The 23,912-nt window shown below is 68.0% G+C and carries 22 protein-coding genes; 17 read left to right on the top strand and 5 right to left on the bottom strand.

From position 1 onward, the window contains the following. Positions 1-204 precede the first annotated feature (204 nt). The 11 genes from B9A95_RS03390 to B9A95_RS03440 all read left to right on the top strand — a co-directional run bounded on the left by B9A95_RS03390 (position 205) and on the right by B9A95_RS03440 (position 7,625). Positions 205-981, top strand: coding sequence for an SDR family oxidoreductase (locus tag B9A95_RS03390; RefSeq protein WP_084045545.1), 777 nt, complete (start codon positions 205-207; stop codon positions 979-981). Positions 982-1,066: 85 nt separating this feature from the next. After that, positions 1,067-1,516 carry a MaoC family dehydratase gene (locus tag B9A95_RS03395; RefSeq protein ID WP_084045546.1) on the top strand — a complete coding sequence of 150 codons (450 nt, stop codon included), beginning with the start codon at positions 1,067-1,069 and terminating at the stop codon, positions 1,514-1,516. Next, positions 1,513-1,971: a PaaI family thioesterase gene (locus tag B9A95_RS03400; RefSeq protein ID WP_084045547.1), complete on the top strand. Its 459-nt coding sequence runs from the start codon at positions 1,513-1,515 to the stop codon at positions 1,969-1,971. The genes B9A95_RS03395 and B9A95_RS03400 overlap by 4 nt, the downstream gene beginning before the upstream one ends. After that, positions 1,968-2,312 carry a hypothetical protein gene (locus B9A95_RS03405; RefSeq protein ID WP_084045548.1) on the top strand — a complete coding sequence of 115 codons (345 nt, stop codon included), beginning with the start codon at positions 1,968-1,970 and terminating at the stop codon, positions 2,310-2,312. Before B9A95_RS03400 ends, B9A95_RS03405 begins: the two co-directional genes overlap by 4 nt. Beyond that, positions 2,309-3,547 carry an acyl-CoA dehydrogenase family protein gene (locus B9A95_RS03410; RefSeq protein WP_084045549.1) on the top strand — a complete coding sequence of 413 codons (1,239 nt, stop codon included), beginning with the start codon at positions 2,309-2,311 and terminating at the stop codon, positions 3,545-3,547. Before B9A95_RS03405 ends, B9A95_RS03410 begins: the two co-directional genes overlap by 4 nt. 4 nt (positions 3,548-3,551) lie before the next feature. Continuing rightward, positions 3,552-3,767: a hypothetical protein gene (locus tag B9A95_RS03415; RefSeq protein ID WP_139806435.1), complete on the top strand. Its 216-nt coding sequence runs from the start codon at positions 3,552-3,554 to the stop codon at positions 3,765-3,767. Then, positions 3,764-4,087, top strand: a complete 324-nt coding sequence (locus B9A95_RS03420) for a hypothetical protein (protein WP_084045551.1) — start codon at positions 3,764-3,766, stop codon at positions 4,085-4,087. Before B9A95_RS03415 ends, B9A95_RS03420 begins: the two co-directional genes overlap by 4 nt. A gap of 21 nt (positions 4,088-4,108) precedes the next feature. Next, positions 4,109-4,924, top strand: coding sequence for an SDR family NAD(P)-dependent oxidoreductase (locus B9A95_RS03425; protein ID WP_084045552.1), 816 nt, complete (start codon positions 4,109-4,111; stop codon positions 4,922-4,924). Next, positions 4,921-5,991: a phosphotransferase family protein gene (locus B9A95_RS03430; protein WP_084045553.1), complete on the top strand. Its 1,071-nt coding sequence runs from the start codon at positions 4,921-4,923 to the stop codon at positions 5,989-5,991. Before B9A95_RS03425 ends, B9A95_RS03430 begins: the two co-directional genes overlap by 4 nt. Beyond that, complete coding sequence (locus B9A95_RS03435; RefSeq protein ID WP_084045554.1) at positions 5,988-6,686, top strand: histidine phosphatase family protein; 699 nt, start codon at positions 5,988-5,990, stop codon at positions 6,684-6,686. The genes B9A95_RS03430 and B9A95_RS03435 overlap by 4 nt, the downstream gene beginning before the upstream one ends. Positions 6,687-6,698: 12 nt before the next feature. Further along, entirely contained in the window at positions 6,699-7,625 is a 927-nt protein-coding gene (locus B9A95_RS03440; protein ID WP_084045555.1) for an alpha/beta hydrolase, read from the top strand. Between the two features lie 226 nt (positions 7,626-7,851). Here the strand turns inward: B9A95_RS03440 and B9A95_RS03445 are convergent, their stop codons facing one another. Beyond that, positions 7,852-8,985, bottom strand: coding sequence for a cytochrome P450 (locus B9A95_RS03445; RefSeq protein WP_084045556.1), 1,134 nt, complete (start codon positions 8,983-8,985; stop codon positions 7,852-7,854). 151 nt (positions 8,986-9,136) lie between these two features. Between B9A95_RS03445 and B9A95_RS03450 the strand changes: the two genes are divergently transcribed. Then, positions 9,137-9,346 carry a hypothetical protein gene (locus tag B9A95_RS03450; RefSeq protein WP_084045557.1) on the top strand — a complete coding sequence of 70 codons (210 nt, stop codon included), beginning with the start codon at positions 9,137-9,139 and terminating at the stop codon, positions 9,344-9,346. Between the two features lie 56 nt (positions 9,347-9,402). On the opposite strand, the gene B9A95_RS03455 is transcribed toward B9A95_RS03450, so the two are convergent. Further along, entirely contained in the window at positions 9,403-9,978 is a 576-nt protein-coding gene (locus B9A95_RS03455) for a TetR/AcrR family transcriptional regulator (RefSeq protein WP_084045558.1), read from the bottom strand. Positions 9,979-10,049: 71 nt separating this feature from the next. Here B9A95_RS03455 and B9A95_RS03460 point away from each other — a divergent pair, with 71 nt between their 5' ends. Then, positions 10,050-12,875 carry a YhgE/Pip domain-containing protein gene (locus B9A95_RS03460; protein WP_084045559.1) on the top strand — a complete coding sequence of 942 codons (2,826 nt, stop codon included), beginning with the start codon at positions 10,050-10,052 and terminating at the stop codon, positions 12,873-12,875. A gap of 67 nt (positions 12,876-12,942) precedes the next feature. Here B9A95_RS03460 and B9A95_RS03465 read toward each other — a convergent pair whose 3' ends face one another. Next, positions 12,943-14,634, bottom strand: coding sequence for a long-chain-fatty-acid--CoA ligase (locus tag B9A95_RS03465; protein ID WP_084045560.1), 1,692 nt, complete (start codon positions 14,632-14,634; stop codon positions 12,943-12,945). 342 nt (positions 14,635-14,976) lie between these two features. Continuing rightward, the gene (gene pulA / locus B9A95_RS03470) at positions 14,977-18,678 is read right to left on the bottom strand and encodes a pullulanase-type alpha-1,6-glucosidase (RefSeq protein ID WP_084045800.1); all 3,702 of its coding nucleotides are present in this window, start codon (positions 18,676-18,678) and stop codon (positions 14,977-14,979) included. Positions 18,679-18,899: 221 nt separating this feature from the next. Here pulA and B9A95_RS03475 point away from each other — a divergent pair, with 221 nt between their 5' ends. The 4 genes from B9A95_RS03475 (at position 18,900) to B9A95_RS03490 (ending at position 21,545) form a co-directional block, all read left to right on the top strand. Continuing rightward, positions 18,900-19,271, top strand: coding sequence for a hypothetical protein (locus tag B9A95_RS03475; RefSeq protein WP_139806436.1), 372 nt, complete (start codon positions 18,900-18,902; stop codon positions 19,269-19,271). 70 nt (positions 19,272-19,341) lie between these two features. After that, entirely contained in the window at positions 19,342-20,346 is a 1,005-nt protein-coding gene (locus tag B9A95_RS03480; RefSeq protein WP_084045801.1) for an FAD:protein FMN transferase, read from the top strand. Further along, on the top strand, positions 20,339-20,890 hold the full coding sequence (locus B9A95_RS03485; protein WP_084045562.1) for a DUF2271 domain-containing protein: 552 nt from the start codon (positions 20,339-20,341) through the stop codon (positions 20,888-20,890). Before B9A95_RS03480 ends, B9A95_RS03485 begins: the two co-directional genes overlap by 8 nt. Then, positions 20,868-21,545, top strand: a complete 678-nt coding sequence (locus tag B9A95_RS03490; protein ID WP_084045563.1) for a PepSY-associated TM helix domain-containing protein — start codon at positions 20,868-20,870, stop codon at positions 21,543-21,545. Before B9A95_RS03485 ends, B9A95_RS03490 begins: the two co-directional genes overlap by 23 nt. Positions 21,546-21,935: 390 nt before the next feature. Here the strand turns inward: B9A95_RS03490 and B9A95_RS03495 are convergent, their stop codons facing one another. Continuing rightward, positions 21,936-23,798: a glycoside hydrolase family 3 protein gene (locus B9A95_RS03495; protein ID WP_084045564.1), complete on the bottom strand. Its 1,863-nt coding sequence runs from the start codon at positions 23,796-23,798 to the stop codon at positions 21,936-21,938. Between the last annotated feature and the right edge of the window lie 114 nt (positions 23,799-23,912).

A 23,912-nucleotide genomic window follows, 5' to 3' on the forward strand; every position in this document is an offset into this window, starting at 1 on the left:
CCGTCCCTGCGGCGTGCTCGACATGACGTTGGGTTTGTCAGGCGGCCACCTGCGCTCCCTCAAATACACCGCCGCCTTCTCCACCCCCTGAGGACCGGGTCAATCCTGCCCCTGCGCTGAATATCCCTCAGCGTACAAAATTGACGCGCACGTACATTTTGCCTATCGTGGGGGAGATAACGTCACAACCCGGAGGCAAAGTGGATGGCACTGAAAGACCTGTTTGACCTGACCGGCAAAGTCGCTCTCATCACGGGAGGCTCGCGCGGTCTGGGCCTCCAGATCGCCGAGGCACTGGGCGAATACGGCGCGTCGGTGGTGTTGACCGCCCGCAAGCAAAACGAGTTGGAGGAGGCCAAAGCCCACCTCTCCAGCCTGGGCGTCACCGCGCACGTCTACCAGAACGATCTCTCGCAGTTCGAGACCATCGGCCCCCTGGTGGACCGCATCGTGTCCGAAGTCGGCCCCATTTCCATCCTCGTCAACAATGCCGGGGCCACCTGGGGCGCGCCCGCCGAGGAGCATCCCTTCGAGGCGTGGCAAAAGGTGATGAACCTCAACGTCAACGGCCTGTTTCTCCTGACGCAGACGGTGGGCCAGCGCTGCATGATTCCGGCCCGCTCGGGGCGGGTGGTGAATATCGCTTCCGTTGCGGGGCTGCGGGGCAACAGCCCCAAGATGGCCGGAACGCTCGCCTACAACACGTCCAAGGGGGCCATTGTCAATTTTACCCGGGCCCTCGCCGCCGAGTGGGCCAAATATGACGTCACCGTCAACGCCATCTGCCCCGGCTACTTCCCCACCAAGATGACCAAAGGTACCCTGGCCTACGGCGAGGAAGCCATTCTCGGCGCGACACCCCTGGGCCGCCTGGGCGGCCCCGAAGACCTGAAGGGCCTGACCCTGCTGCTCTCCAGCGCCGCCTCGGCCTATATCACGGGGCAGAACATCGCGGTGGACGGCGGGATCACAGCGGTCTGAAGTCGCCAGCGGCCAGAGGGCAGTCGCCAGCAGGAACACCTCAATTTCTGGCGACTGGCCACTGAGGACCTGAAAGGAGACCCCCTTGCACCTCCAAGACCTCCGCTCCCGCCTCGGCCAGGAGATTGCCCTCTCCGAATGGGTCGTGCTCACGCAGGATGTGGTGAACACCTTCGCCGACGCCACCGGAGACCACCAGTTCATTCACGTCGATCCTGAACGGGCCGCGCAAACCCCATTTGGCGGTCCCATCGCGCACGGTTTCCTGACGCTCTCGTTGCTGGCCGGACACTTCATGAATGGGGGAGGATTCCCCGCGCTGGAGGGTACGCGCATGGTGGTGAACTATGGGCTGAACCGGGTACGCTTTATCGCGCCCGTTCCTGTGGGAAGCCGACTGCGAAACCGGGCCGTCCTGCTCGGGATCGAGGACGGCCCGGGCTTTGCTCAGCTCACCGTCGCCAACACCATCGAGATCGAGGGGCAGATCAAACCGGCGGCGACCGCGGAAACGGTCATGCGGGTGTACGTATGACCTCGCCCGGTCCTGCTCTCTTCACCCACGAGGGCCGCCAGGCCTTCCTCGCTCGCGCCACCGGCAACAGCGGCTTTACCCGGTTCATGGGCACCGAACTCACGCGCTTCGAGCCTGGCGTGGTGGAAATCTCGCTGCCCCTCCGGACAGACCTTACCCAGCACCACGGCCACGCACACGGTGCGGTGCTGGGCTACCTGGCCGATACCGTCTGTGCCTGGACTGCCGCGACGGTGGTGGGCGACGTGGTGACGGCGGAATACAAGATCAACTTTCTGGCTCCCGCGAGGGGAGAAACGCTCTGGGCGCGCGGTGAGGTGTTGCGTCCCGGTCGCCGTCAGGTGGTGGTGCGCGCCGAGGTGTATGCCCGGAGCGGGGGAGAAGACACCCTCGTCGCGGCAGCCCTCGCCACCGTCGCCGCTGTGGGTGAACGTCAGGATTCGGGGAAGCCGTGAGGCCGGGAACCGTCTACACGCTGGAGCGCGGCGAGGCGCTTCTGGGCCGCCTGACCGTCGTGGAGAGCGGGATGTTCGCCATTCGCTGCACCTTTGGGGCCGCGCCCGCCTTCGCTCCTTACCGCCCGCTGTTTGAGGAAGACGCCTTTCTGGCTGAGCGCATGGCCGGTGACGACGACTCCGCCCTGCTGGAGGAGGCCGAGGCCGTGTTGGAGCGTCTGCTCGCGCTGGGCCTGGTGCTTCGCCGTGAAGGCGGCGGTGTCTACCGGGGGGCGCTGATCAGCATTGAGGGAAACCAAGCCAGTTTTCGCCCCCTGGACCCTGAGGAGCAACCCCTATGACCATGTTCGAGACCGCGCCCCGTACCCGTGACCTCCAGGCCCGCCTGACGGCCTTTATGGAGGAGCACATCTATCCCAACGAGGCCGAGTTTCACCGTCAGGTGAATACGGGCCACCGCTGGGAACACGTGGAACTGATCGAGGAACTCAAGCCCAAGGCGCGCGCCGAGGGCCTGTGGAACCTCTTCCTGCCGCCCGCCTCGGACCCGCAGGGCAAGTTCGGCCCTGGCCTGAGCAACCTGGAATACGCGCCCCTGTGCGAGATCATGGGCCGGGTGTGGTGGGCCCCCGAGGTCTTTAACTGCAACGCGCCCGACACCGGGAACATGGAGGTGTTCGCGCGCTACGGTACGCCCGAGCAGCAGGAGCAGTGGCTCACACCCCTCCTGAACGGGGAGATTCGCTCTGCCTTCTCCATGACCGAGCCGGAGGTGGCGAGCAGCGACGCCACCAATATCGAGTCGAGCATCACCCGGGACGGTGACGAATACGTCATCAACGGCCGCAAATGGTGGACGAGTGGAGCGGGTGATCCGCGCTGCAAGATCAGCATTTTTATGGGCAAGACGGACCCCAACGCGGAGCGGCACCTGCAGCAGTCCATGGTTTTGGTGCCGATGGACACGCCGGGCGTGAGCATCGAGCGCATGCTCACCGTCTTCGGCTACGACGACGCGCCGCACGGGCACGCGGAGATGACCTTCGAGAACGTGCGCGTGCCCGCTTCCAACATGCTGCTGGGTGAGGGCCGGGGCTTTGAGATTGCGCAGGGCCGTCTGGGACCGGGGCGCATACACCACTGTATGCGCCTGATCGGGCAGGCCGAGCGGGCGCTGGAACTCACGGTGGAGCGGGCCTCACAGCGTGTGGCGTTTGGCAAACCCCTCGCGGCCCACCAGCATGTTCGCGAGGCCATCGCCCTCAGCCGCATGGAAATCGATCAGGCCCGGCTGCTGACCCTGCAGGCCGCCTACATGATGGACACGGTGGGCAACAAGGCCGCGCGGGGACAGATCGCGGCGATCAAGGTGGTGGCCCCCAATGTCGCCCTGCGCGTGATTGACCGGGCGATTCAGATTCACGGCGGCGCGGGTGTCAGCCAGGACTCGCCTCTGCCCATGATGTATGCCCAGGCCCGGACCCTCCGGCTGGCCGACGGCCCCGACATCGTGCATACGGAAACGGTGGCCAAGGAGGAGTTGCGGCGCCAGGGCGTGGACCTGCGGCGGCGGTGAAGTGGTGCGAAAGCGTCTGATTTCAGTGCGAGAAGGCGGGGTCCTGATCCTGCCCGGGGAACTGCTGGAGTTGTACCGCTTCGGGAGTGAGGTGGAGATTGAGGCAACGGAGGGTGGACTGCTCCTCCGGGCCGTTGTTCCACAGATGGACTTTGCAGCGGCCAACGCGAAACTTTTTGCTGAGAAGCGCGGGCTGCTGGAGCGCCCGAGCCGCGCGTGACCGTTTGCCTGATCCCCAAGCCGATCACGGAGCTTCACGGCGAGGCGCCGGAGGCCTTCGGTGGTCTGCCGGGGGTCCCGGACGCCGCCGGCTCCGCCTCGTCGCTGGCCCCGCCTGCCGCCCGCCTCCTTTTTCTGGCGCGCGAACACGCCCCTACGGACGGGAACAAGCGGACCGCCGCCGCGCCGTATGTGTTCCTGCTGAACGGCGCGGAACTGGGCGCACCGGACGACGCCGCCTTTGACCGCGTGCTGGGTCCGCCCCAGGGCCACTGGGCAGACCCCCGGGCCATGGCGCTGGGGCCGCGGGTCAGGCTGTAGACCCAACAAGGAGAACCCTCAATGGAATTCCTGAACAAAACCATCGTCGTCACTGGAGCCGCTTCCGGCATCGGCCTTGCCCTCGCCACCCGCTTTGTACGGGAGGGCGCCACCGTGATCGCCTCGGACCGGAACGCCGAGGTGGGCGGACAAAAGGCTACCGAGATCGGCGCGCGCTTCGTCGCTGCCGACATTGGGCAGGAGGAAGGCGTGTCGGGGCTGATCGCAGACGTGTTGGAACGGGAAGGGCAGATTGACCTCTTCTGCTCGAATGCCGGAATCGCCGTGGGCGAGGGACCGGAAACGCCGGACCGCATCTGGGACCGCATTCACCGCATCAACGTGATGAGCCACGTCTGGGCCGCCCGCCACCTGCTCCCGCACTTTCTGGAACGTGGCGCAGGCTACTTCCTGAACACGGCGTCGGCGGCAGGTCTCCTCACCGAGTTGCACTCCGCACCCTACGCCGTCACCAAACACGCGGCGCTCGCCTTTGCCGAGTGGTTGGCGATCACCTATGCGGACCGGGGCATCAAGGTGTCGGCCCTCTGCCCCGAGGGCGTCTGGACGCCGATGATCCAGAACGCGCCCCTCCTCCAGCAGAGGGCCATCAGCACCGAAGAACTCGTGGAGGTCACGCTGGGGGCCCTGCGGGAAGAACGCTTCCTGATTACCACGCACGACACCACCCTGGCGGGGTTTCAGCTCAAGGGACAGGATTACGGCAAGTGGCTGGGCAAGATGACCCGGCTGCGCGGTAAAGCGATGGCGCTGCTGGGAGAACACGAGGCCGCCTTTTCGGCAGGGGAGGCTCCCCGCACCGGAGGTCATGAATGACCAGGCCCGACACCGCCCCCGTTCGTCCCGGTGAGGAATTGCCGCTGGACAGGCTCCGGGAAGCCTTGCGGGGCCGCGTGGAGGGTCACGCCGACGCCCTGACCGTCGAGCAGTTTCCAGGTGGATTTTCCAACCTGACGTACCTCGTGCGGCTGGGTGAGCGGGAGTATGTGCTGCGCCGCGCCCCCCTCGGGCCAGTGGCGGCAAAGGCCCACGACATGCCGCGCGAGTACCGCCTGCTCGAGCGCGTTCATCCGGTCCTGCCCGTGGCTCCCCGGCCCGTGCTGCTCGTGGAGGACACGGAGGTGCTGGGCGCGCCCTTCTACCTGATGGAGCGGCGGCGCGGCACCATCGTGCGGACGAAGCTGCCACCCGAGTACGCGGATCTGCCCGGCGCACCCCGTCAACTCTCGGAGGCGCTGGCCGATACGCTGGCAGACCTGCATGCGGTGGACATTGACGCAGCGGGGTTGCGGGACCTGGGCAAGCCGGAGGGCTTCAACGGGCGACAGGTGCAAGGCTGGGCGGGGCGCTGGCGGCGGGCCAGGACGGACGATCTGCCCCCGCCCACCGAGCTGCACGATGAGGACGTAATCGCCTGGCTGACCGCGAACGTTCCTCCGGAAACTGCCCACGCGCTCGTCCACAACGACTTCAAGCTCGATAACCTGATGCTGGACCCGGCAGACCCTTCCCGGGTGGTGGCCCTGCTCGACTGGGAGATGACCACCGTCGGTGACCCGCTGGTGGACCTGGGCCTGACGCTCACGTACTGGACCATGCCCGAGCAGCCGGGCGGCGCACCAAACCGTGTGGGGGCGAACGCACCGGGCTTTCTGTCCCGCGAGGACTTCCTGTCCCGGTACGCCGCGCGCCGCGGACAGGACGTGTCGGGCGTGGCCTGGTACGAGGTGCTGGGGCACTTCAAGCTGGCAGTGATCGTTATCCAGATCTACGCCCGCTACCGCGCTGGGCAGACGAAAGACCCCCGCTTCGCGCCCCTGGGCGAGCAGGCCGCGTGGCTGATTGGCGAGGCGTGGCGGCGGATTCGGGATGTGGGCGAGTGAGTACCCTCATCCTCGTGCGGCACGGACAGGCCACGCCCTTTGAGGCGGATACGGACCGTCTCTCCCGTTTGGGAGAAGACCAGGCCCGCCGTGTGGGGGAGGCGCTGGCGGAGGAGGGGCTGGAGCCGACGGACGTCTTCTGCGGCACCTTGGTCCGGCAGCGCGAGAGTGCCCGGCTGGCCGCGGCGGAGGGCAGCTGGCCCGAGCCTCTTCCCGACGCGCGCCTGGCCGAGTATGACGGCGACGGCCTGATCCGCACCCTCGCGCCGCTGCTGGCCGCCCGCGCCCCGGCCTTTGATGCCCTCCTGTGCGCCTGGGAATGCGGGCGCCACGGTCCCGAGCGCAACCGCCACCTTCAGCGGATGCTCGAGCCGCTGGTGGCCGCGTACCTGCGGGGCGAGGTGGCGCACGCGGAAGTCGAGTCCTGGGCAGCCTTTCGTGCCCGTGTCCAGGCCTTTTTGCGTGAACTCCTCGCCGGGCCTTCCGGGCGAACGGTCCTCGCGTTCACCTCCGGCGGCGTCATTGGCGTTGCGGTCGCCGCCGTTTTGCGGGCCCCGGACGAATCGGCCCTCGCGCTGAACTGGCGCGTCAAGAACGGCAGCCTCACACGCCTGACCTACGGCAGCGGGCGGGCCAGCCTCGACAGCTTTAACGAAACGGCGCACCTCACCCCCGAACTCACCTCCTGGCGTTGAAAGGAAACCCCGATGCCCCTCGATCCCCTCCTCAAGGAAGTCCTGCTCCAGTTCGCCGCCGCGCCCAGGCCAGGCAACCTGGAAGAACTGCGCGCGGCGGCCCTGGCCAACTCGGCCCGTGCGCCCCGGCGCTCCGTCCCCGTCGCCTCCACCCGGGACCTGACCGTCCCCGGCCCCGCCTCGGACCTGCCAGCCCGACTGTATCTGCCCGAGGGGACAGGTCCGTTCCCGCTGACCGTCTTTTTCCACGGGGGCGGCTTCGTCGCCTACTCGCTTGAAACGCACGACGGGCTGTGCCGTGAGCTGTGCGCTGCGGCGCGGACAGCGGTACTGAGCGTGGATTACCGCCTCGCGCCCGAGCATAGATTTCCCGCTCCGGTGGACGACGCCTATGCCGCGCTCCTCTGGGCGGCCGCCCACGCGGCAGAACTCGGCGCAGACCCAGAGCGGCTCGCCGTGGCGGGCGACAGCGCAGGGGCCAGCCTGTCTATCGCCTGCACCCTGCGCGCCCGCGACGAGGGCGGCCCGCGCCTGCGCGCGCAGTTGCTGATCTATCCGCCCACCGACTTCGGCGCGGGCGAGCGGCATCCCAGCCGCCGCGAGAACGGCGAGGGCTACTTTCTGACCGAGGAACAGATGCGCTTCTTCGGGGCGATGTACCTCGGGGACCCGGGGCACGCTGCCCATCCCCACGTCTCGCCCCTCACCGCCGCCGCGCTCCATGACCTGCCGCCCGCCCTGATCCTGACTGCCGAATTCGATCCCCTGCGCGACGAGGGGGCCGCTTATGCCGGGGCCTTGACGGCGGCGGGCGTCCGCACCGAACACCTCCCTGGCCCCGGCATGATCCACGGCTTCGCCAATATGACGGCCCTTTCACCCGCTGCGGCGGCTCTGGTGGACCGGGCGGCAGAGTGGCTGGGACGGGAGCTGGCGTAGGAAAGGACGCGCCCCTCTTCCCCGGGGGAAAGGGGCGCTGAGAAGCAGAGGGGTGGGGTGGCCACGCAGCGAGCAAAACTTTTAGAGCGTTCGTCCAAATGACGCCGTCGGCGGAAGGGCGCCCCTCACGGCTCCCCACTCTCCCCAATGCGCATTGAAGTTCGCCTGCTGGGCCCGGCCCAAAAGGGAACTTCTTTTTGACAAATGCTCTAGATAACCTTCATTCCTACCGTCCCCGGTACGCCACCACCAGCGGACCCGTGGGACCCAAGGTCACACCGGGCCGGAGCGTCGCGTTTCCCCGAACAGGTTTTAACTCACCGCCCAGCAGCGCCGAGAGGCTTTCATCCAGCAGCAGGTGGGCGAGGTGCATCCCCAGGCAGGTGCGCTCGCCTCCACCGAAAGGCAGGTAAGACCACGCGGCGGGCGGGCGCCCAAACCGCGCTGGGTCAAAGGCCAGGGGCCGTGCCCACAGATCCGGGTCCCGGTGCGTGAGGTACGGGCTGTACAGGGCGAGCGTACCCCGGGTCAGACGGTGACCGCCGAACTCCACCTCACGCCCGAGGCGGCGGCTGCCGATAAAGCCTGGCGGCGTCAGGCGCAGCGTTTCGCGCACCACGGGCCGCAGCCCTTCCCGCGTCCGCCATTCCGGATGATGGGCCAGGTGCCACACCGCCCACGCGAGGGTATGGGTGGTGGTGTCGTGCGCCGCGGCCAGCGTGACGCGCGTTTCTTCCACGTGGCCTTCCAGCCGCGCGAGGTGGGCGAGCAGATCGGTTCCACCTTCCGCCCTCCGCCTGCAAGCCAAGCGCGTGATTTCCGCACTTGCCCGCGCAAACAGCGCTGGGCGGGGCAGCATCGGCGCGGGAAAGGGGCGGCGCAGCGGAGCGAGAAAGGCCCGCAACAGGGGCACGGGAAACTCGCCTGAGAAATACGCGGCGTTGAGCAGGTGAAGCGTGGTGTCGTCCGCCCAGCGCAGGGCGTCAAATTCCCCCTCGGGCCGCAGGTGGTGCAGCAGAACGCGCAGGCGCTCCCGCAGCGAGGCGAGCGAGGCTGCGGAGAAGGGGACGTTCAGGTGCGCCCGCCGGGAGCGGTGGCCCGGCGCGTCGAGCAAGATCACGCCGCCCGCCAGGTGCGGCACCAGGCGGCTAAAGCTGCCGCCGCTGCGAAAGGTGTCCAGATCGCCCAGCAACTGCCGGTTCCACTCCGGCGAGAAGCCCACCACGGCGGGCACGCCGAGCGACAGCGCGAACAGGGAGCCGAGCGCCGCCCCCTCTTCCAGCAGGGCGAGGGGCTCTCCCGCCCAGCGCGGCAGGTGGCCCGCGTAGGGCTGGCCGGAGGGACGGGGCAGTGTATCCACCCCCTGCTTTTAGCGCAACGCGCGGACCGCAGGCCAGATTGCCAGGCACGCCGGGCAGGAACCGGGGCCAGCGCTCTACCCCCCTCCCCCCCAGTGGGTGAAGCCCATGGGTAAGGTTGTTGTTACGGCGAAGCCGCCACAGTGGAGTGAAATGGTCGAATCGGTCCCCCAGGTTAAGCCCAAGCCCAAATCCAAGTCCCTGCCAACGCGTGTCTGGGCACCGGTCCTGGGCGTGTACGCGGCCGCCGTCATCGGAGGCGCGTACTGGTTTGTGCAGGACCTCGACCGCTCCTTGCTGCTGGAGGATGTCCCCTCTACCGCGCAACCGGTTCAGTCGCCTGTCCCGGCGCCCAGCAAGTAGTCCTGCTGAGAAAAAGGACCTGTCGGCCCGGGGCGGGTTTTTTGCGTCGGGCGCTCCTAGCGCTGGATTTCCTCCAGGCCGCCCCGAACAAAGGCCCCCAGCGTTTCCGGCAGGTGCTCGGCGGGCAAGTCTCCGTGCAGGGCGGCCAACGCCACCGCTTCCAGAGTCAGGATCACCAGGCGCAGCACCTCGGGAGACCGTTGCAGGCCACCGGGACGGCTCTCGGCCAGCCGAGCTTCCAGACCGTGCAGAAAGGCCCGGCGGTGTTCCCGGAAGACTGGCCCGCCTCCGCTGTGCAGCAGCAGCAGCAGCTCGCGCTCGTGCAGCAGTTCTCCGGTCAAGCGCGCAAAGTCCGGTTCCTCGCCGCACGCCAGGTCCGGCAGGAGGGGTGCGATCCGGTCCCACAGTGCCGAGAGCCGCCCTTCCAGCAGCGCTGCGAGCATCTCGCCCGTGGACGTGAAATAGCTGTAGACCGTGGGCCGCGAAGTGCCGAGATGCGTAGCGATGTCGGACATGCCCACACCCTCAAAGCCGCGCTCGGTAAAAAGCGACTCGGCGGCCGTCAGAATCTGGGCCCGGCGGTCCGGTGAGGTCAGGCGCTTGCGGCTCGAAGCTTCGGACGCGGAGGTCATGTCCTCAGTCTATTCTCTCAATGACTTTTTGTCACTTGACACTTTGTCAGTAGTGGGTGCAGACTGTTTCCATGTCTGTTCCCTCCCCCGACGCTTCCCGGTCCGGTCCGGCCTCCAACGGGAGGAACCTGTGGACCGATCTACGAACGCTCGCCCCTGCCGAGCGTGGCCTGTGGCGTCACCCCCTGATGTGGGCGAGTGCGGTGGCGATTACAGCGGTGCCCGTGCTGTACGCCACCGTGTACCTCAGCAGCGCCTGGGATCCCTACGGCGACTTGAAGCGGCTTCCGGTGGCGGTGGTCAACCTCGACCGGGGCACTGTCCGTGACGGCAAAACCTACAACGTGGGCGGCGAAGCGCTCAAGCATCTGCGCGAGGATCCCCCTGTGCGCCTCGTGGACTACCGCAGCGAGGCCGGGGCCCAAGCGGCGGTGCGCGCGGGCCAGGTGTATTTCGCCCTCACCTTTCCCGCCGATTTCAGTCGCCGGGCCGTGAATGGCGCGAGCAGCGAGCACGGCTTACTGCACCTGTACACCGCCGAGGGCACCTCCTTTTTCGCGAGCCGAGTGGGGCAGAGCGTGGCGAAAACCATCACGGTCAACATCAACGCCTCGCTCGGCACCAACCGCTGGGAAGTGGTGCAGACGCGCCTCGGCGAGGTGCAGCAAGGCTTTCGCGATATGAAAAAGGCCGTCGGCCAGCTGCGTGACGGGGCCGTTAACCTGAGTGACGGGGCCGGACGCCTCGCCTCGGGGGCCGCCAGCCTGACGGACGGCACAGCGGAGGTGGCGCGGGGAGCGCGGGCCCTCTCAGGCGGAGCCGACAAGCTCGCGAGCGGCGTGAACAGGTCGGCCGTGGGCACGGTCAAGTTGTCGGATGCATTGCGGCGGCTGGAAGCCGCCGCTCCCGGCGAGACGCAACTGGCCCCGCTGCGTAAGGGGACGGCGCAACTCGCGCAGGGTGCGGGCAAACTGGCCGGAGGACTCGACCAGCTGTCGGCCGGGGCGCAGAAGCTCGGGAGCGGGGCCGGGCAACTCGCGGCGGGGGCGGCAAAGGTCAATGCCGGAACGGGGCGGCTCGCCGTGCAGGCTCCCAAGCTGGCGGAAGGGCTGGGGCAGCTTCAGGCGGGGGGCGAGCGCCTCTCGGCCGGGGCCGGGAAGCTGGCCGAAGGGGCAGGCAAGGTCAAGGCGGGCTCGGCGGAACTGGCGGCCAGAACGCCAGACCTCGCCTCGGGCCTGACGCAACTTCGGGGGGGCAGCGCTGGGCTCGCGGCGGGGACAGGCCAGCTCACCACTGGAGCCGAGAAGCTCAAGGCGGGCACTTCTCAACTGGCTGCCCAGGTTCCACAACTCGCGGCCAGCCTGGGGCAGCTGGCGGACGGAGCGCAGGGGCTGGCGGACCGTGCGGCCCAGCTCTCGGCCGGGGCGCAGAAAGCGGCCCCCGGCACGCCGCTGGCACAGGGTGCAGGTCAGCTTCAGGCTGGGGCGACGAAGCTTGTCACGGGGACCCAGCAGGCCGCCGAGGGCGCGGGCAAGCTGACCGCGGGCACGAAGCCCCTGGCCGATGGAGCCGCACAACTCCAGTCCGGTGCGCAGGACCTTCAGGCTGGGGCTGAGACGCTGAACACGGGCCTGGGAAAGGCGGCGCAGGGGGCCGGGAAGTTGGTGGCCGGAAGCCAGCAACTCGCCTCGGGGACGGCCCAGCTTCAGATTGGGGCGCAGGACCTGCAGGTGGGCGCGGCCACCCTCGCTGTCCGAACGCGGGAAGCGGCGGCGGGCGCGCAGCAGTTGGCCGCTGGTGCCGGACAACTGGCGAGCGGCACTGCCCAGCTTCAGCAAGGTGCGGGGAAGCTCCAGGCTGGAGCGGCCACCCTCGCGGCCCGTACAGCTGAGGCGGCGCAGGGGGCACGCCAGCTCCAGTCGGGCGCTGGGCAACTTCGGGCTGGGATGGACCGTCTGACGGACGGCAACGTCAAGATCAAGGGCGCGCTGCGCCAGATCACCTCTCAGCTTCCCACCCAGAAGGACCTGGACGCGCTGAGCAGCGGCGCGAACACCCTTGCGGCCCGCAGCGGCGATCTGGCAGAGGGTGCGGTAAAAGTGCAGGGCGGAGCGCAAAAGTTATCGGGTGGCGCGGCGGAGCTCAAGAACGGCGCAGGCCAGCTTCGGGACGGTTTGAACACCCTTTACGGCAAGGTTCCCTCCTCCTCTGCCGAACTGGGCGGCGACCCAGGGGGACTGGCCCAGAGCGTGCAGCTGCAGGAGACCAAGACTGCGGCGGTACCCAACAACGGTACGGCGCTGGCCCCCTACTTCATGGCGCTGTCGCTGTGGGTGGGCGTTACGCTGACCACCTTTCTCTTTCCGTACAACACGCTCGCAGAAAGCAGCCGGGGCACCCTTCGCCTCGCGCGCGTCCTGCGGAAGGCGGCCGTGCCTGCGGTGATCGTGACGGCGCAGGCGCTGATTGTGGTGCTGGGCGTTCACCTTCTGGGTGTGGAGTACAGCAACGTGGGCGGCGTGCTGCTCACCGCCGTGTCCAGCAGCCTGACCTTTCTGGCCGTGGTGCTGGCCCTGCTCACCCTGCTGGGCAGCGCGGGGCGGCTGGTGGCGCTGATCTTGCTGATCTTGCAACTGGCGGCCAGCGGCGGTACGTACCCGGTGGAACTCTCCGGGCCGTTCTTTCAGGCGCTGAACCGCGTCGTGCCCATCGCGGACACGGTGAGGGGGCTGCGGGCCACCATTTTCGGCTCGTACAACGGTACGTTCGGACCCGAACTCGCGCGGCTGGCGCTGACCTTTGCCGCCGCCTTCGGGCTGTCGCTGCTGGGCCGCCGCTGGCTGTTCGTACCTGATGGGCAGGTCAAGCCGGTGGTGATCAACGAGGGGACAGCCTAAGGACGCGGGGCAGAGGGAAGGGAGGCGGGGCCGGGTGGGTCGGCCCCGCCTCCCCGTTTTTTGTTGACTACCCCCCGCGCATGGCCGCCCGCGCCTGCTCCTGCAGGGGCCGCCACGCCACCTTGCCCGTCGCGCCGCGTGGGAGGCTGTCCACGAACTGGTAGTCGCGGGGCACCTTGTACGTCGCCATCTGGGTCCGGGCCCAGGACCCGATCTCCTCCCCAGTGGCGCTCTGGCCGGGCTTCAACACGATCAATGCGCGGGCACGCTCGCCGGTGCGCTCGTCAGGGACGGCGATCACGCAGGCTTCCTGCACCGCCGGGTGCCCATGCAGGGTGTTTTCCACCTCGGCCGGCCAGACCTTCATGCCCGAGACGTTCACCATGCGCTTGAGGCGGTCGGTGAAGAAGAAGTAACCTTCCTCGTCCATGTAGCCGAGGTCCCCCGAGCGGAAGAACTGCTTGCCGCCCAGATCCATGAAGGCTTCGGCGGTGGCGTCGGACCGGTTCCAGTAGCCCTTCATCACCTGCGGCCCTTGAATGACGATTTCGCCAACACCGCCGGGAGGCAGTTCCGCGCCGCTGTCGAGGTCCACCACCCGGGCGTCCACCCCGAACAGCGGCACGCCGAGGCATTGAAGCTTCTGGCGGCCCGGCGGGTTGGAGTGCGACTGCGCCATGGTCTCGGTGAGGCCGTAGCCCTCCATGAAGGTGATGCCGGTGAGGTCCAGCAGCCGCTGACCGATGGCCGCGGGAAGGCTCGCGCCGCCGCCCGTCACGTTGCGCAGGCTTTGCAGGTCTGCCGGGTTGAAGTTTGGCGAGGCCATCATGTCGATGACCATGGTGGCGGTGTTCGTCCAGAGCTTCACCCTGTGCTCGCGGATCAGGGTCCGGGCGGCGTCACGGTCCCAGCGGGCCAGAATGACGATTTTGCCCCCGCCATTGATGGGCGAGAGCAGGCTGTTGACAAAGCCGGTGACGTGGAAGAAGGGCAGCGTCGCTAAAAACACGTCTTCCACGTTGCCGTTTACCCACACGCCTGCGCCGAAGACATTGGCCTGTACGGTGCTGTGCGTGTGCATACAGCCCTTGGGCATGCCGGTGGTGCCGCTGGTGTAGGGCAGCACGCAGAGGTCATCGGGGCCGACTTCGGCAGCGGGGGCAGGGCCGGTTTCGAGGGCGGCCTCCAGCGTCACGTCACCTTCCTGCAGCTCGGGGTTCAGGTCCAGGCCGTCGGGAAGGGGCACCCCGGCCCGGCCCGCATCCGTGCCCTCCATCACGTTGGCGACGATGGCGTGGGACAGGCCCGCTTCCTTCGCCCGCCCATACAGTTCTGCGCCCACCACGCCCACCCGAATGCCCGCGTCGCCCAGAAAATAGGCGAATTCACGTGCCTGGAGCATGGGCGCGAGCGGCACCACCACCGCCCCGAGGTGCCAGGCGGCGTGGGCGGCGATCACCCAGGCGGGGCTATTTTGCAGCCACACGGCCACCCGGTCTCCCTTGCCCACGCCCTGCTTGGCGAGGTGTCCGGCAAGGTGCTCCGCCGCCTGCCGGAGTTCGCGGTAGGTGAGCTCACGCCCGTAAAACCACAGCGCCACCTTGTCGGGGTAGCGCTCAGCGGACACGCGCAGGTTGTGCATCAGGCCGGTCTGCGGCAGCGTGAGCTGCCTGGGCTTGTGCTCGGGCCAGTAACGTCCCACCGTGGGCGTGGCGGGCGCAACGGGGCGGGGGGGTTCAGCAAAGGGATCGTGCGTCATGGCAAACCTCGGAAGGGAAGATGGAAAGGAAGTCCTGGCCGCACGCGCGGCCGCCGGGAATGAATGAGGTGTGGCCCGAGTGTAGGGCAAAGCGGGCTTGCTCGTCACGTGACGAGCAGCGGGGCGCGGAATGGCAAAGGCCGCCCTCCAACGGGGGAAAGCGGCGGTTTGGAACAAATGGCAGGAGGCACCGGCCTCAAGGCCAATGGCGCAGAGCATTTGTCAAGGTGAAGGCTTCTTTTTGACCGATCGGCGCGAGCGAACTTGAATGTGTATTGGGAGAATGAAGCCGTGAGGGCTGCCCTTTCGCTCACGGCTCCATTCGGACAAATGCCTTAAGGCTTACTTCCCGACAAACACCGCCGTCGTCAGGCCAGGCACGCTCACCGCGTTGCCGCTCGCCTTGCTGGCCTTCACCACTGCGTCCGAGCCCGCTTGCAGGGCGGGGTGGAGGGTGAGGTTCAGGCCTGCGAGTGACGGGTCACTGAGGTCGGCTGTTCCCCCGCTGCCGTTGAAGATCACCACCACATTGCGGTAGGGGTTCGTCGGGCTGACGGGGCCGCTGAGCTTCATGGCGATGACGCCGGGCACTTGCTTGGGCCCCGTGTTCAGGAAGGTGAGGGCCTGCTCCACCTGCTGGGCCGTCTCCAACCGGAAGAGGGACGAGGAGTAGCGGACCCGCAGCATCTCGCGGTAGTGGTCGAAGGCCCGCGCCATCTCCGCCGTGCCTGGTTTCAACGCCGCGTTGCCCAGCAGCGTGCGGTAGAGCGCCCAGTTGCCCCCGTTCTTCTCGGCAGGGGGAAGACCCCGGCCAAAGCCGTTGTCCCGCAGGCTGAAGTCGAGCGCGTTGAACCAGTCGCCGCTGTTGTACGAGTCGGTGTCGAAGCTCTTGGAGCGCAGGAACTCGTCGCCCGCCTGGCTGAAGGGAAGGGCTTCGCCCAGCAGGACCACGCTGTTGGCGAGGTTTTGCATCCGGGTCCGCTGCGCGGGCGTGGCGGTGAGGGGGGCCTTGAGCAGAACGGCGTCGTACAGGGTCTGGTTGTCGTGCGCGGAGACGTAGTTGATGCTCTCGCGGGGACTGGCCGCGTAACCGGTGGGCGCGCCGTTGTAGTCCACTGCGCCGCCCTTGACCTTCTGGCCCTGCGCGTTCGTGAACGTGTAATCACGCAGGTTGCCCGTCAGGCCCACGCGCACCTGATCGGCGAGTTTCAGGGCCTTTGCCACGTCGGCGTTCCCCGGCTGTCCATTGGGCAGCACGGACAGGCCCGTCGCAAAGCCCTGCTCCTGCAGGCCGCCGAAGGGGTTGCCGCCACGTACCGCATCGCGCAGGCGGTCATTGAAGGTGCCGGTGCCCTGACCGAAGAGGCCTACTTGCGTGGCGTTCGGCCCGCGCTTGCCGCCCTGCACCTCCCCGAAGTCCCAGCCCTCGCCGTAGAGGTAGATCTTCTTGCCGTCCACGCCGTCCCGTTCCAGGGTAAGGGCGTTCAGCGCCTGCCGGGCGGCCTGGATGTCGGCCACCATGTGGTGTCCCATCAGGTCGAAGCGGAAGCCGTCCACCCTGTACGCCTTGGCCATCAGTACCAGCGTGTCCACCATCAGCTTGCGCATCATGTTGTGCTCGGTGGCCGTATTTGAGCAGCAGGTGGAATTTTCCACGGCACCCGTGGCGTTCAGGCGGTGGTAGTAGCCGGGCACGATCTTGTCCAGCACCGAGGTCTGCGCTTCCCCGCTCGCCGCCGTGTGGTTGAACACCACGTCCTGCACCACGCGCAGCCCGGCCCCGTTCAGGGCCATCACCATGGAGCGGTATTCCTTCGTCCGGGCGTCCGGGTTCACCGCGTAGCTGCCTTCGGGCACCATGTAGTGGTAGGGATCGTAGCCCCAGTTGTAGGCGTCGGCGTCCTTGACAGCGGTCACGGCCTTTTGCTGCTCCTCGCTGCTGGAGCTGAATTTGGAGAGGTCCCCCAGCGTCTTCCACTGGCCCTTGTCCTCGTTGATGGAGGCGATGTCGAAGGTAGGCAGCAGGTGAACAGCCTTGAGGCCCGCGTCGGCCAGGGCTTTCAGGTGCTTCATGCCCGTGCTGCCGCTCCGCGTAAAGGCGAGGTAGGTGCCGCGCTCGGCGGCAGGCACGGTCGCGTCCAGTACGCTGAAGTCGCGCAAGTGCAGTTCGTAGAAGGAGAGGTCGCTGACCGAGCGCAATTCCGGCTTTTTCAGGCTGTCCCAGCCGGTAGGCTTCTGGGCCGCGTCACTGAGGTCTGCGAGAATACCGCGCGCGCTGTTCAGGGTCAGCGCGACGGCGTAGGGGTCCGTCACCACGTTCGTCTCGATCTTGCCCGTACTCGGCGCAAAGACCTTGACCTCGTAGCGGTAGCCCATCCCCTTCCAGTTCGCGTCGCCCTGCACGCTCCACACGCCCTTGGCATCACGGGTCAGGGCGGCGGTGCGCTCGTTGCTGCCCTTGGCGTCGCTCAGCCGCAGCTTGACATCCTGGGCGGTGGGGGCCCACAGGCGCAGGGTGGGGCGGCCCCCCTGCCAGGTCACGCCGAGGGGACCACCGTAGGTGTAGAGGTCATCAAGGGCCCACGCCGTTTGCACGCCCGTCGCTCCCAGCAAGGTGCCGTCCGGCATCACGCTGCTCACGGCAAGCTGCCCACGCAGGGCACCCTCCACCTTCGCGCGGTCCCCCTCGAACACCCGCAGCAGGGCGTAGTCGGCGAGGTAGGGAACCTTGGCCTTCAGCGCTGGGGTCAGGCCGCCTTCCACCTCGTTGAGCGCCAGGGCCGTGCCACCCTCCACCCCCGCCGGGGTGAGTTTGAGCGAGGCGTCGGGCGAGGCGTGGAGTGTCAGGAACGCGCCGGGCTGCACGAGGTCCTGTTTCACGGCCACGAGGTCGCGGCCCAACATGATGGCGGCCTGCTCCCTGATATTGCCCACCACCTTCACCGTGGTGTCCGGACGGGTGGTGAACACGTTCTGATTGCCGCTGACAACCCACGCCTGATTGCCCGCTTCCTGCGTCAGGGTCATGTCCGGCCCCGGGTCTTTCTCGTCGCCCTTGTGAACGATGAAGTTCAGCTTCTTCCAGCCGGTCTTCAGGGGCACGTCCCAGTACACGCCGAAGGCGTTCTTGCCGGTCTGCGGCAAGGGCTTGGTCCATTCCACCTGCGCGGTGGTGTCCTCCCAGACGTGCAGGCCCCAGTCCCCGTACTTGCCGTCCGGGCGGAAGTAGTTGATGCGGGCGACTCCGGTGGGCACGGGCGGGTCACCCAGGGCGGCGGGGGTACCGTAGGCGAACTCGGCCTTCCCGCTCGTGACCGTGACTTCCCGGCCCTTGCTCAGGTCCGCGAACATGTCCGCCCCTGGGTCCTTGTCGTCGCCCTTGTGGACGAGGAAGCCGACTTTCTGCGCGCCCGCCTTGAGCGGCACGTCCCAGTACACGCCGCCCGCATCCTTGCCGGTGGGGGGCAGCGGCTTGCTCCACTCCACGGCGGCGGTGGTGTCTTCCCAGGCGTGCAGGCCCCAGCCGTCGTACTTGCCATCTGGGCGGACGTAGCGCACGCGCAAGACATTTTCCGCAATGGGAGGGGCAGTGTTGGCGGTGGGCGTTGCCGCCGGAGCTGTGGTGGGAGCCGGCGCCTGCGCCACGGGCTGTTTCGTCGCGTCCACGTTCGCCGCTGCGCCCTTTGCGTAAGCCACCTGCTTGCTCCCCGACTTCAGGAACACTTCCCGCCCCCTGGACAGATCGAACCACAGGTCCGCGTCCACATCCTTCGTGTCGCCCTTGTGGACGATCAACCCGAGTTGCTGGGCATTGGGCTTGAGGGGAATATCGAAATACGCGCCGAAGTCGTCCTTACCGCTCTGGACGAGGGGCTTGGCCCAGTCCACCGTCGCCGTGGTGTCTTCCCACACGTGCAGGCCCCAGCCGGTATACGCGCCGTCGGGGCGTTGGTAGTGGACGCGGGCCGTGTTGGCGGGCAGGGCAGATTGCGCGGCGGCGGCAGCGGCCAGCGCGAACGTCAGCAACGTCGCGATTCTTTTCATGTGTGCCTGGAAGTGTACCCCTTTTTGCGGGAGCGCTTCCATCACCTCGCGCGGGCCCTACACAGCTTCTGAACATCTCCTGCACGGAACCTGAAAACACGCCGCCCATACTTGCGCCATGAACGGAAACAGCAAGGTTTCCGCTCTCTCAGACGAGGTTTTCAGGCCTTCTGTTCCCCCCCCACCCGGCGCTCCATGCGCGCCACGAAAGGATACCCACCGTGCGCAACATCAAGACCCTGCTGACCGCTGCCCTCTTCGCCACCACCCTCGGCGCCCGCGCCTTCGCTGCCCCCGTCTACTTCGAGAACGACGCGGGCGCGAGCGGCGTCGTGGACGTGTATGTGGACGGCCGGCTCGCGTTTAACGACGTGTTCGCCGACTCGGACATGCTGTTTCCCCGCGAACTGACGGCGGGCGCGCACCAGATCACCGTGACGCCCTTTTACCTTGCCCCCGGCCAGGGTGACCTGCTCAGCACCACTGTGGAGGTGACGGACGAAGGCCCGCAGACCCTGACCTTCGCTGCCAGCACCGACGAGTTCGACGCGCCCACCCTCGCCCTGTGGGTCAGCGAGGACCACGAGGAATGAGCCAGGCCGGGTGGGTGGGGAGTGGAGACCTCTTCGCCAAATCTTCACCCACCTGCGCCAGACTGCGCCTGTGTCTCCCCGCCTCCTCTCCCGCCTGGGTGAGCGCTTGCGCCCGCCCCATCACCTGCGAAGCGTGTATGAGCGCCTGCTGGGCACCGAAGTCGAGGTGCAGGTGGTGGCGGGCACCCAGGTCCAGGCCGAGGCCGCTGAGGACGCCGCGCTGTGCGAGATCGAGCGGCTGACGACGGTCCTCAACCGCTTTGATCCGGAAAGTGAATTTTCGCGCTGGCTGCAGACGCGTGGGGCACCGGTTCTCCTCAGTCCGGACCTGCGCGCTGTGTTGCAGCACGCGGACACGTGGCGTGAGCGGACGCGTGGGGCGTGGCATCCGGGGGCCGACGCCCTTGGTGTTTTGTGGCGCGAAGCCGCGGCCCTGGGGAAGGAACCGGACGCAGCAGAACTGGAGCGCCTGACCGGGGAACTCCAGGCCGCGCCCTGGGTCCTGCATCCCGGCGGCACCGCCACGCTGCACGCTGCCTATCCGCTGGGGCTGAATGCTCTGGCGAAGGGCCACGTGGTGGACCGGGCCCTGGAAGCGGCGCTGAACTGTCCCGGCGTGCGTTCGGTCCTCGTCAACGCAGGTGGGGACCTGCACGCGCGGGGTGAGGCGGGCGTCGTCGTCGCCGTGGCCGATCCCTTCACCCCCCGGGACGACACGCCGCCCGTCGCCCACGTACCGGTCCGAAATGCGGCCCTCGCCACGAGCGGGGGCGCGCACCGGGGATATCAAGTGGGGGCGGCCTGGCACTCGCACCTGCTCGATCCCCGCACTGGGCGCCCTGTGACGGGCGTGCCCGGCGTGACCGTCCTCGCGCCCGACTGCTGCACTGCGGACGCACTTGCGACGGCCCTCAGCGTGCTGTCCCTCACCGAGGGGCTGCTCCTGGTGGACGGGGTACCGGACGCCGCCGCCCTCCTCGTGACCCGGGACGGTGCGCGGCACACGAGCGCCCGCTGGCCCGCTTCCTCCCCCCATCCTGATCTTTCCCCTCCTGGAGTCGATCCCCATGTCTGAAACCCGCCGCAGCTTTCTGAACAAACTCGCCCTCGCCACGGGAGCGCTGACCCTCTCGCGCTTCCTGCCCGCCGGGGCCGCCTCTGCCCCCAAAAAGTGGGCCACGGGCATGGGCCTCGACATCGCCTTTACCGTCGCCACCCAGGCGGGCGGCCGGGTCAAGCGGCCCTACGTCGCCGTCTGGATCGAGGACGAGCAGGGCAAGCCCGTGCGTACCCTGACCGTCTGGGCGCAGACCACCGGTCGTGGTCCCCGCTGGATTCCGGACCTGCGGCGCTGGTACCGCCAGAGCAGCGCGCTGCTTGATACCGTGAGCAGCGCCACCCGCAACCCCGGCTCCTACGCGGTGGCCTGGGACGGCAAGACCGACGCGGGGGCGCTGAGCAGCCAGGGCACCTATTACGTCTGCATCGAGTCCGCACGCGAGCACGGCCCCTACAGCCTGGTGCGCGAGGCCGTGACGGTGGGGGCCACCGCCTTCAAGAAGGACCTGACCCCGAACGGCGACATTGAGGCGGCGCGTGTCCAGCTCGGCAAGGCCTGAACGGTCTGGGCCTCAGCAGGGCGGCCCGGGGGCAGGCACGGAGCGGGTTCGGCCCGCCCGCCGTCCCCGCACGCTCAAGGCCCGGACCCACTCCTGGGCCCGCACCCTGCACACCTACACGAGCATGATCAGCCTGCTCACCGTACTGTTCTTCTCGCTGACCGGCATCACCCTCAACCATCCTGACTGGGCCTTTGGCAATGCCGAGACGCGGCGGGAGGTCACGGGTACCCTGCCCACCGGCTGGATCGGGCGTGGGCAGGTGAACTGGCTGATGGTGGCCGAGGAACTGCGGGCCCAGCAGGGCCTCAAGGGCCGCGCCGGCGATACGCGGCTTGACGGCAACGAGGCAAGCCTCAGCTTCAAGGCCCCTGGTTACGGGGCCGACGCCTTTATCGATGTCCGCACCGGCAAGTACACCCTGACCATCGACGCGCAGGGTGCCGTCGCCGTGATGAACGACCTGCACCGGGGCCGCGACGCAGGCGGTGCCTGGGCCTGGGTAATCGACGCCAGTGGCGTGTTCCTGGCCCTGGTGTCCCTGACGGGTCTGGTGATCTTGCTGTACCTGCGCAAGACCCGCGTGCCCGCTCTCCTGACCATGCTGGGCGGCGCGGCGCTGCTGCTCCTGCTGATGCGGGGGGCAGTGGGGTAAAGGCAAAACGCAGGAGCGGCGGACCCTGTGGAGGAGAGGGGGGCCGCCGCTTGCCGTTGGCTGTGGATGGGTTCACGTTTCTGACCCTCTCCACTTGAAGGAGAGGGCGCTGCGGAACACAGGGTGACTGGGTGCGGCGGGCAGAGGGCGCCTCCCTTTCCGACGCCCTCTGCCTCAAGCCGCTCAGCCGGAACCCGTTTCTCTCATGCGGGTTCCGGCCACTCCGTTCCGTCCTCTCCGCACCACTTCGGTCATTCCATGCCTCTGCGTCACCGTTTTTCCCGCCCGCTCAGGTGAATCGGTGATGAAATCACCCATTCACCCGAATCCTTATCACATTCGCGCTGCTCGGATTGACCGCTTTACGAAGTGGTCCAATCGGGGTCCGTATCAGATTGTCAGCGCGTCCCGCACGCCCTGGGCCATCAGGCCGTAGCCCAGCCGCCACAGGGCGTCGCTGCTCGCGGTGCGCGGCAGGTCGGTGTGCGAGCGCGGCCAGTCGAAGGACAGGCGGCCCGTGAAGGGGTACGTTCCGCACAGCACGTCCGCCACGCCCCGCCCCTCGGTGCCGGGCAGCCACGCGGCGACGAAAGCGTCCCAGTCGGCCAGTTGCTCGGTGACGACGAGGGGACGGCCCGAGAGCAGCACCACCACGAGGCGGTCACACTGCGGCCGCACCCGGGCAAGCAGGTCGAGTTGCCGGGCCGAGAGACGCAGTTCGGTGCGGTCGCCCATGCCCTCGGCGTAGGGCTCTTCCGCCACCACGGCCACGGCCACGGGAAAGCGGCCCTCCGCCTGCCCGTCCGCGCTGTAGTGCACCCGGTCCTCGCCCAGTTCTGCGCGCAGGCCTGCCAGGACGGTGGTACCGGGCGTGGTGGGTCCGTGGCCGCCCATCCACGTCACGGTCCAGCCGCCGCACTGCGCGCCGACGTCGTCGGCGGCCTCACCTACCACGAGCAGGGCGGGGGCCTGCGGGTCCAGGGGCAACACGTCGCCCGCGTTCTTGAGCAGCACCAGCGATTCGCGCACGGCCTGGCGGGCAATGGCGCGGTGCTCGTCGCAGCCCACGGCGTCCAGCAGGGCAGGATCGGTGTGGGGCTGCGCGAAGAGGCCCAGGGCCACCTTGGCGGTGAGGATGCGGCGCACGGCGTCGTCGATGCGTTCGCCTGAGACCTCGCCGCGTTCCACCGCTCCACGCAGGGCCGCGATGAACTTTTCGGCATCGAAGGGCACCATCACCATGTCCACACCCGCATTGATGCTGTCGGCCACCGAGCGGTCGTAGTCGTCCGGGTGGATCTGGTCGACGCCCGCCCAGTCCGAAACCACGAAGCCCCCGAAATTCAGCTCCCCCTTGAGCACGTCCGTGACCAGGTAGCGGTGCCCGTGCATCTTGTGGCCCTGCCACGCGCTGTAGGAGACCATCACGTTCAGCGCTCCCGCCTCAATGGCGGCCCTGTAGGGGGGCAGGTGAACCTCGCGCAGGGTGGCCTCATCAATCAGGCTGTCGCCCTGGTCGAGTTGCCACGCGCCCTGGTCCACGAGTTCCACCAGGCTCTCGCCCATCTGTGCGATGGCGAGGGTCCGGTCCACTTCCAGCGCGTTGCGGTCCACCCGCTCCGAGGTGCCGTAGGTCGTGGCCCCATCAGCGATGAAGTGCTTGACCGAGGGCAGCGCCGAGGTGGAGCTATTCCAGGCCTCGCCCCGCAGGCCCTCCACGAGCGCGGCGGCCAGGGAGGACACCACCTCTGTGTCCTGGCTGTAGCCCTCGTAGCTGCGGCCCCACCGCACGTCCTGCGGAATGCTTACGGCAGGCGCGAAGGTCCAGCGCACGTTCGTGGCGGCGATTTCCAGCGCAGTGGCGCGGCCGATCTGACGCACGAGCTCCGGATTGCGGGTGGCGCCCAGGCCGATGTTGTGCGGAAAGACGGTCGCGCCCACCACGTTGTTGTGACCGTGAACAGCGTCTACACCGTAGATCAGCGGAATGCCGAGGCGTGAGGTCAGCGCTTCTTCGTGGAAGGTCGTCACCATGTCCCGCCAGGACTGCGGCGTGTTGGGCTCTGGGTTGCCACCGCCGCCGCTCAGGACCGAGCCGAGCGCGAGGCGGGCCACGTCGCCGGGCTGAACGCTATTTTTCTCGGGCTGGGTCATCTGCCCGATCTTCTCGTCGAGCGTCATTTCACCGAGCAGCCGGTCGACGAGCTGCTGGCCTTCGGGCGAAAGGGGGAGGGGAGAGAGGGGGTGGGACATGGGGCGCTCCTTGCGGCGTGGGAGGATGGGAGAGAGGTGGACGCGGAACGCGGGCGGCCGGACCGTCGGGCCTGTTCCTGGTCTGAAGTAGACGCGGGGGGAATGAGAGGGGCC

Origin of the sequence: Deinococcus hopiensis KR-140, from assembly GCF_900176165.1 — a bacterium.
In the GTDB taxonomy this organism is placed as follows: domain Bacteria; phylum Deinococcota; class Deinococci; order Deinococcales; family Deinococcaceae; genus Deinococcus; species Deinococcus hopiensis.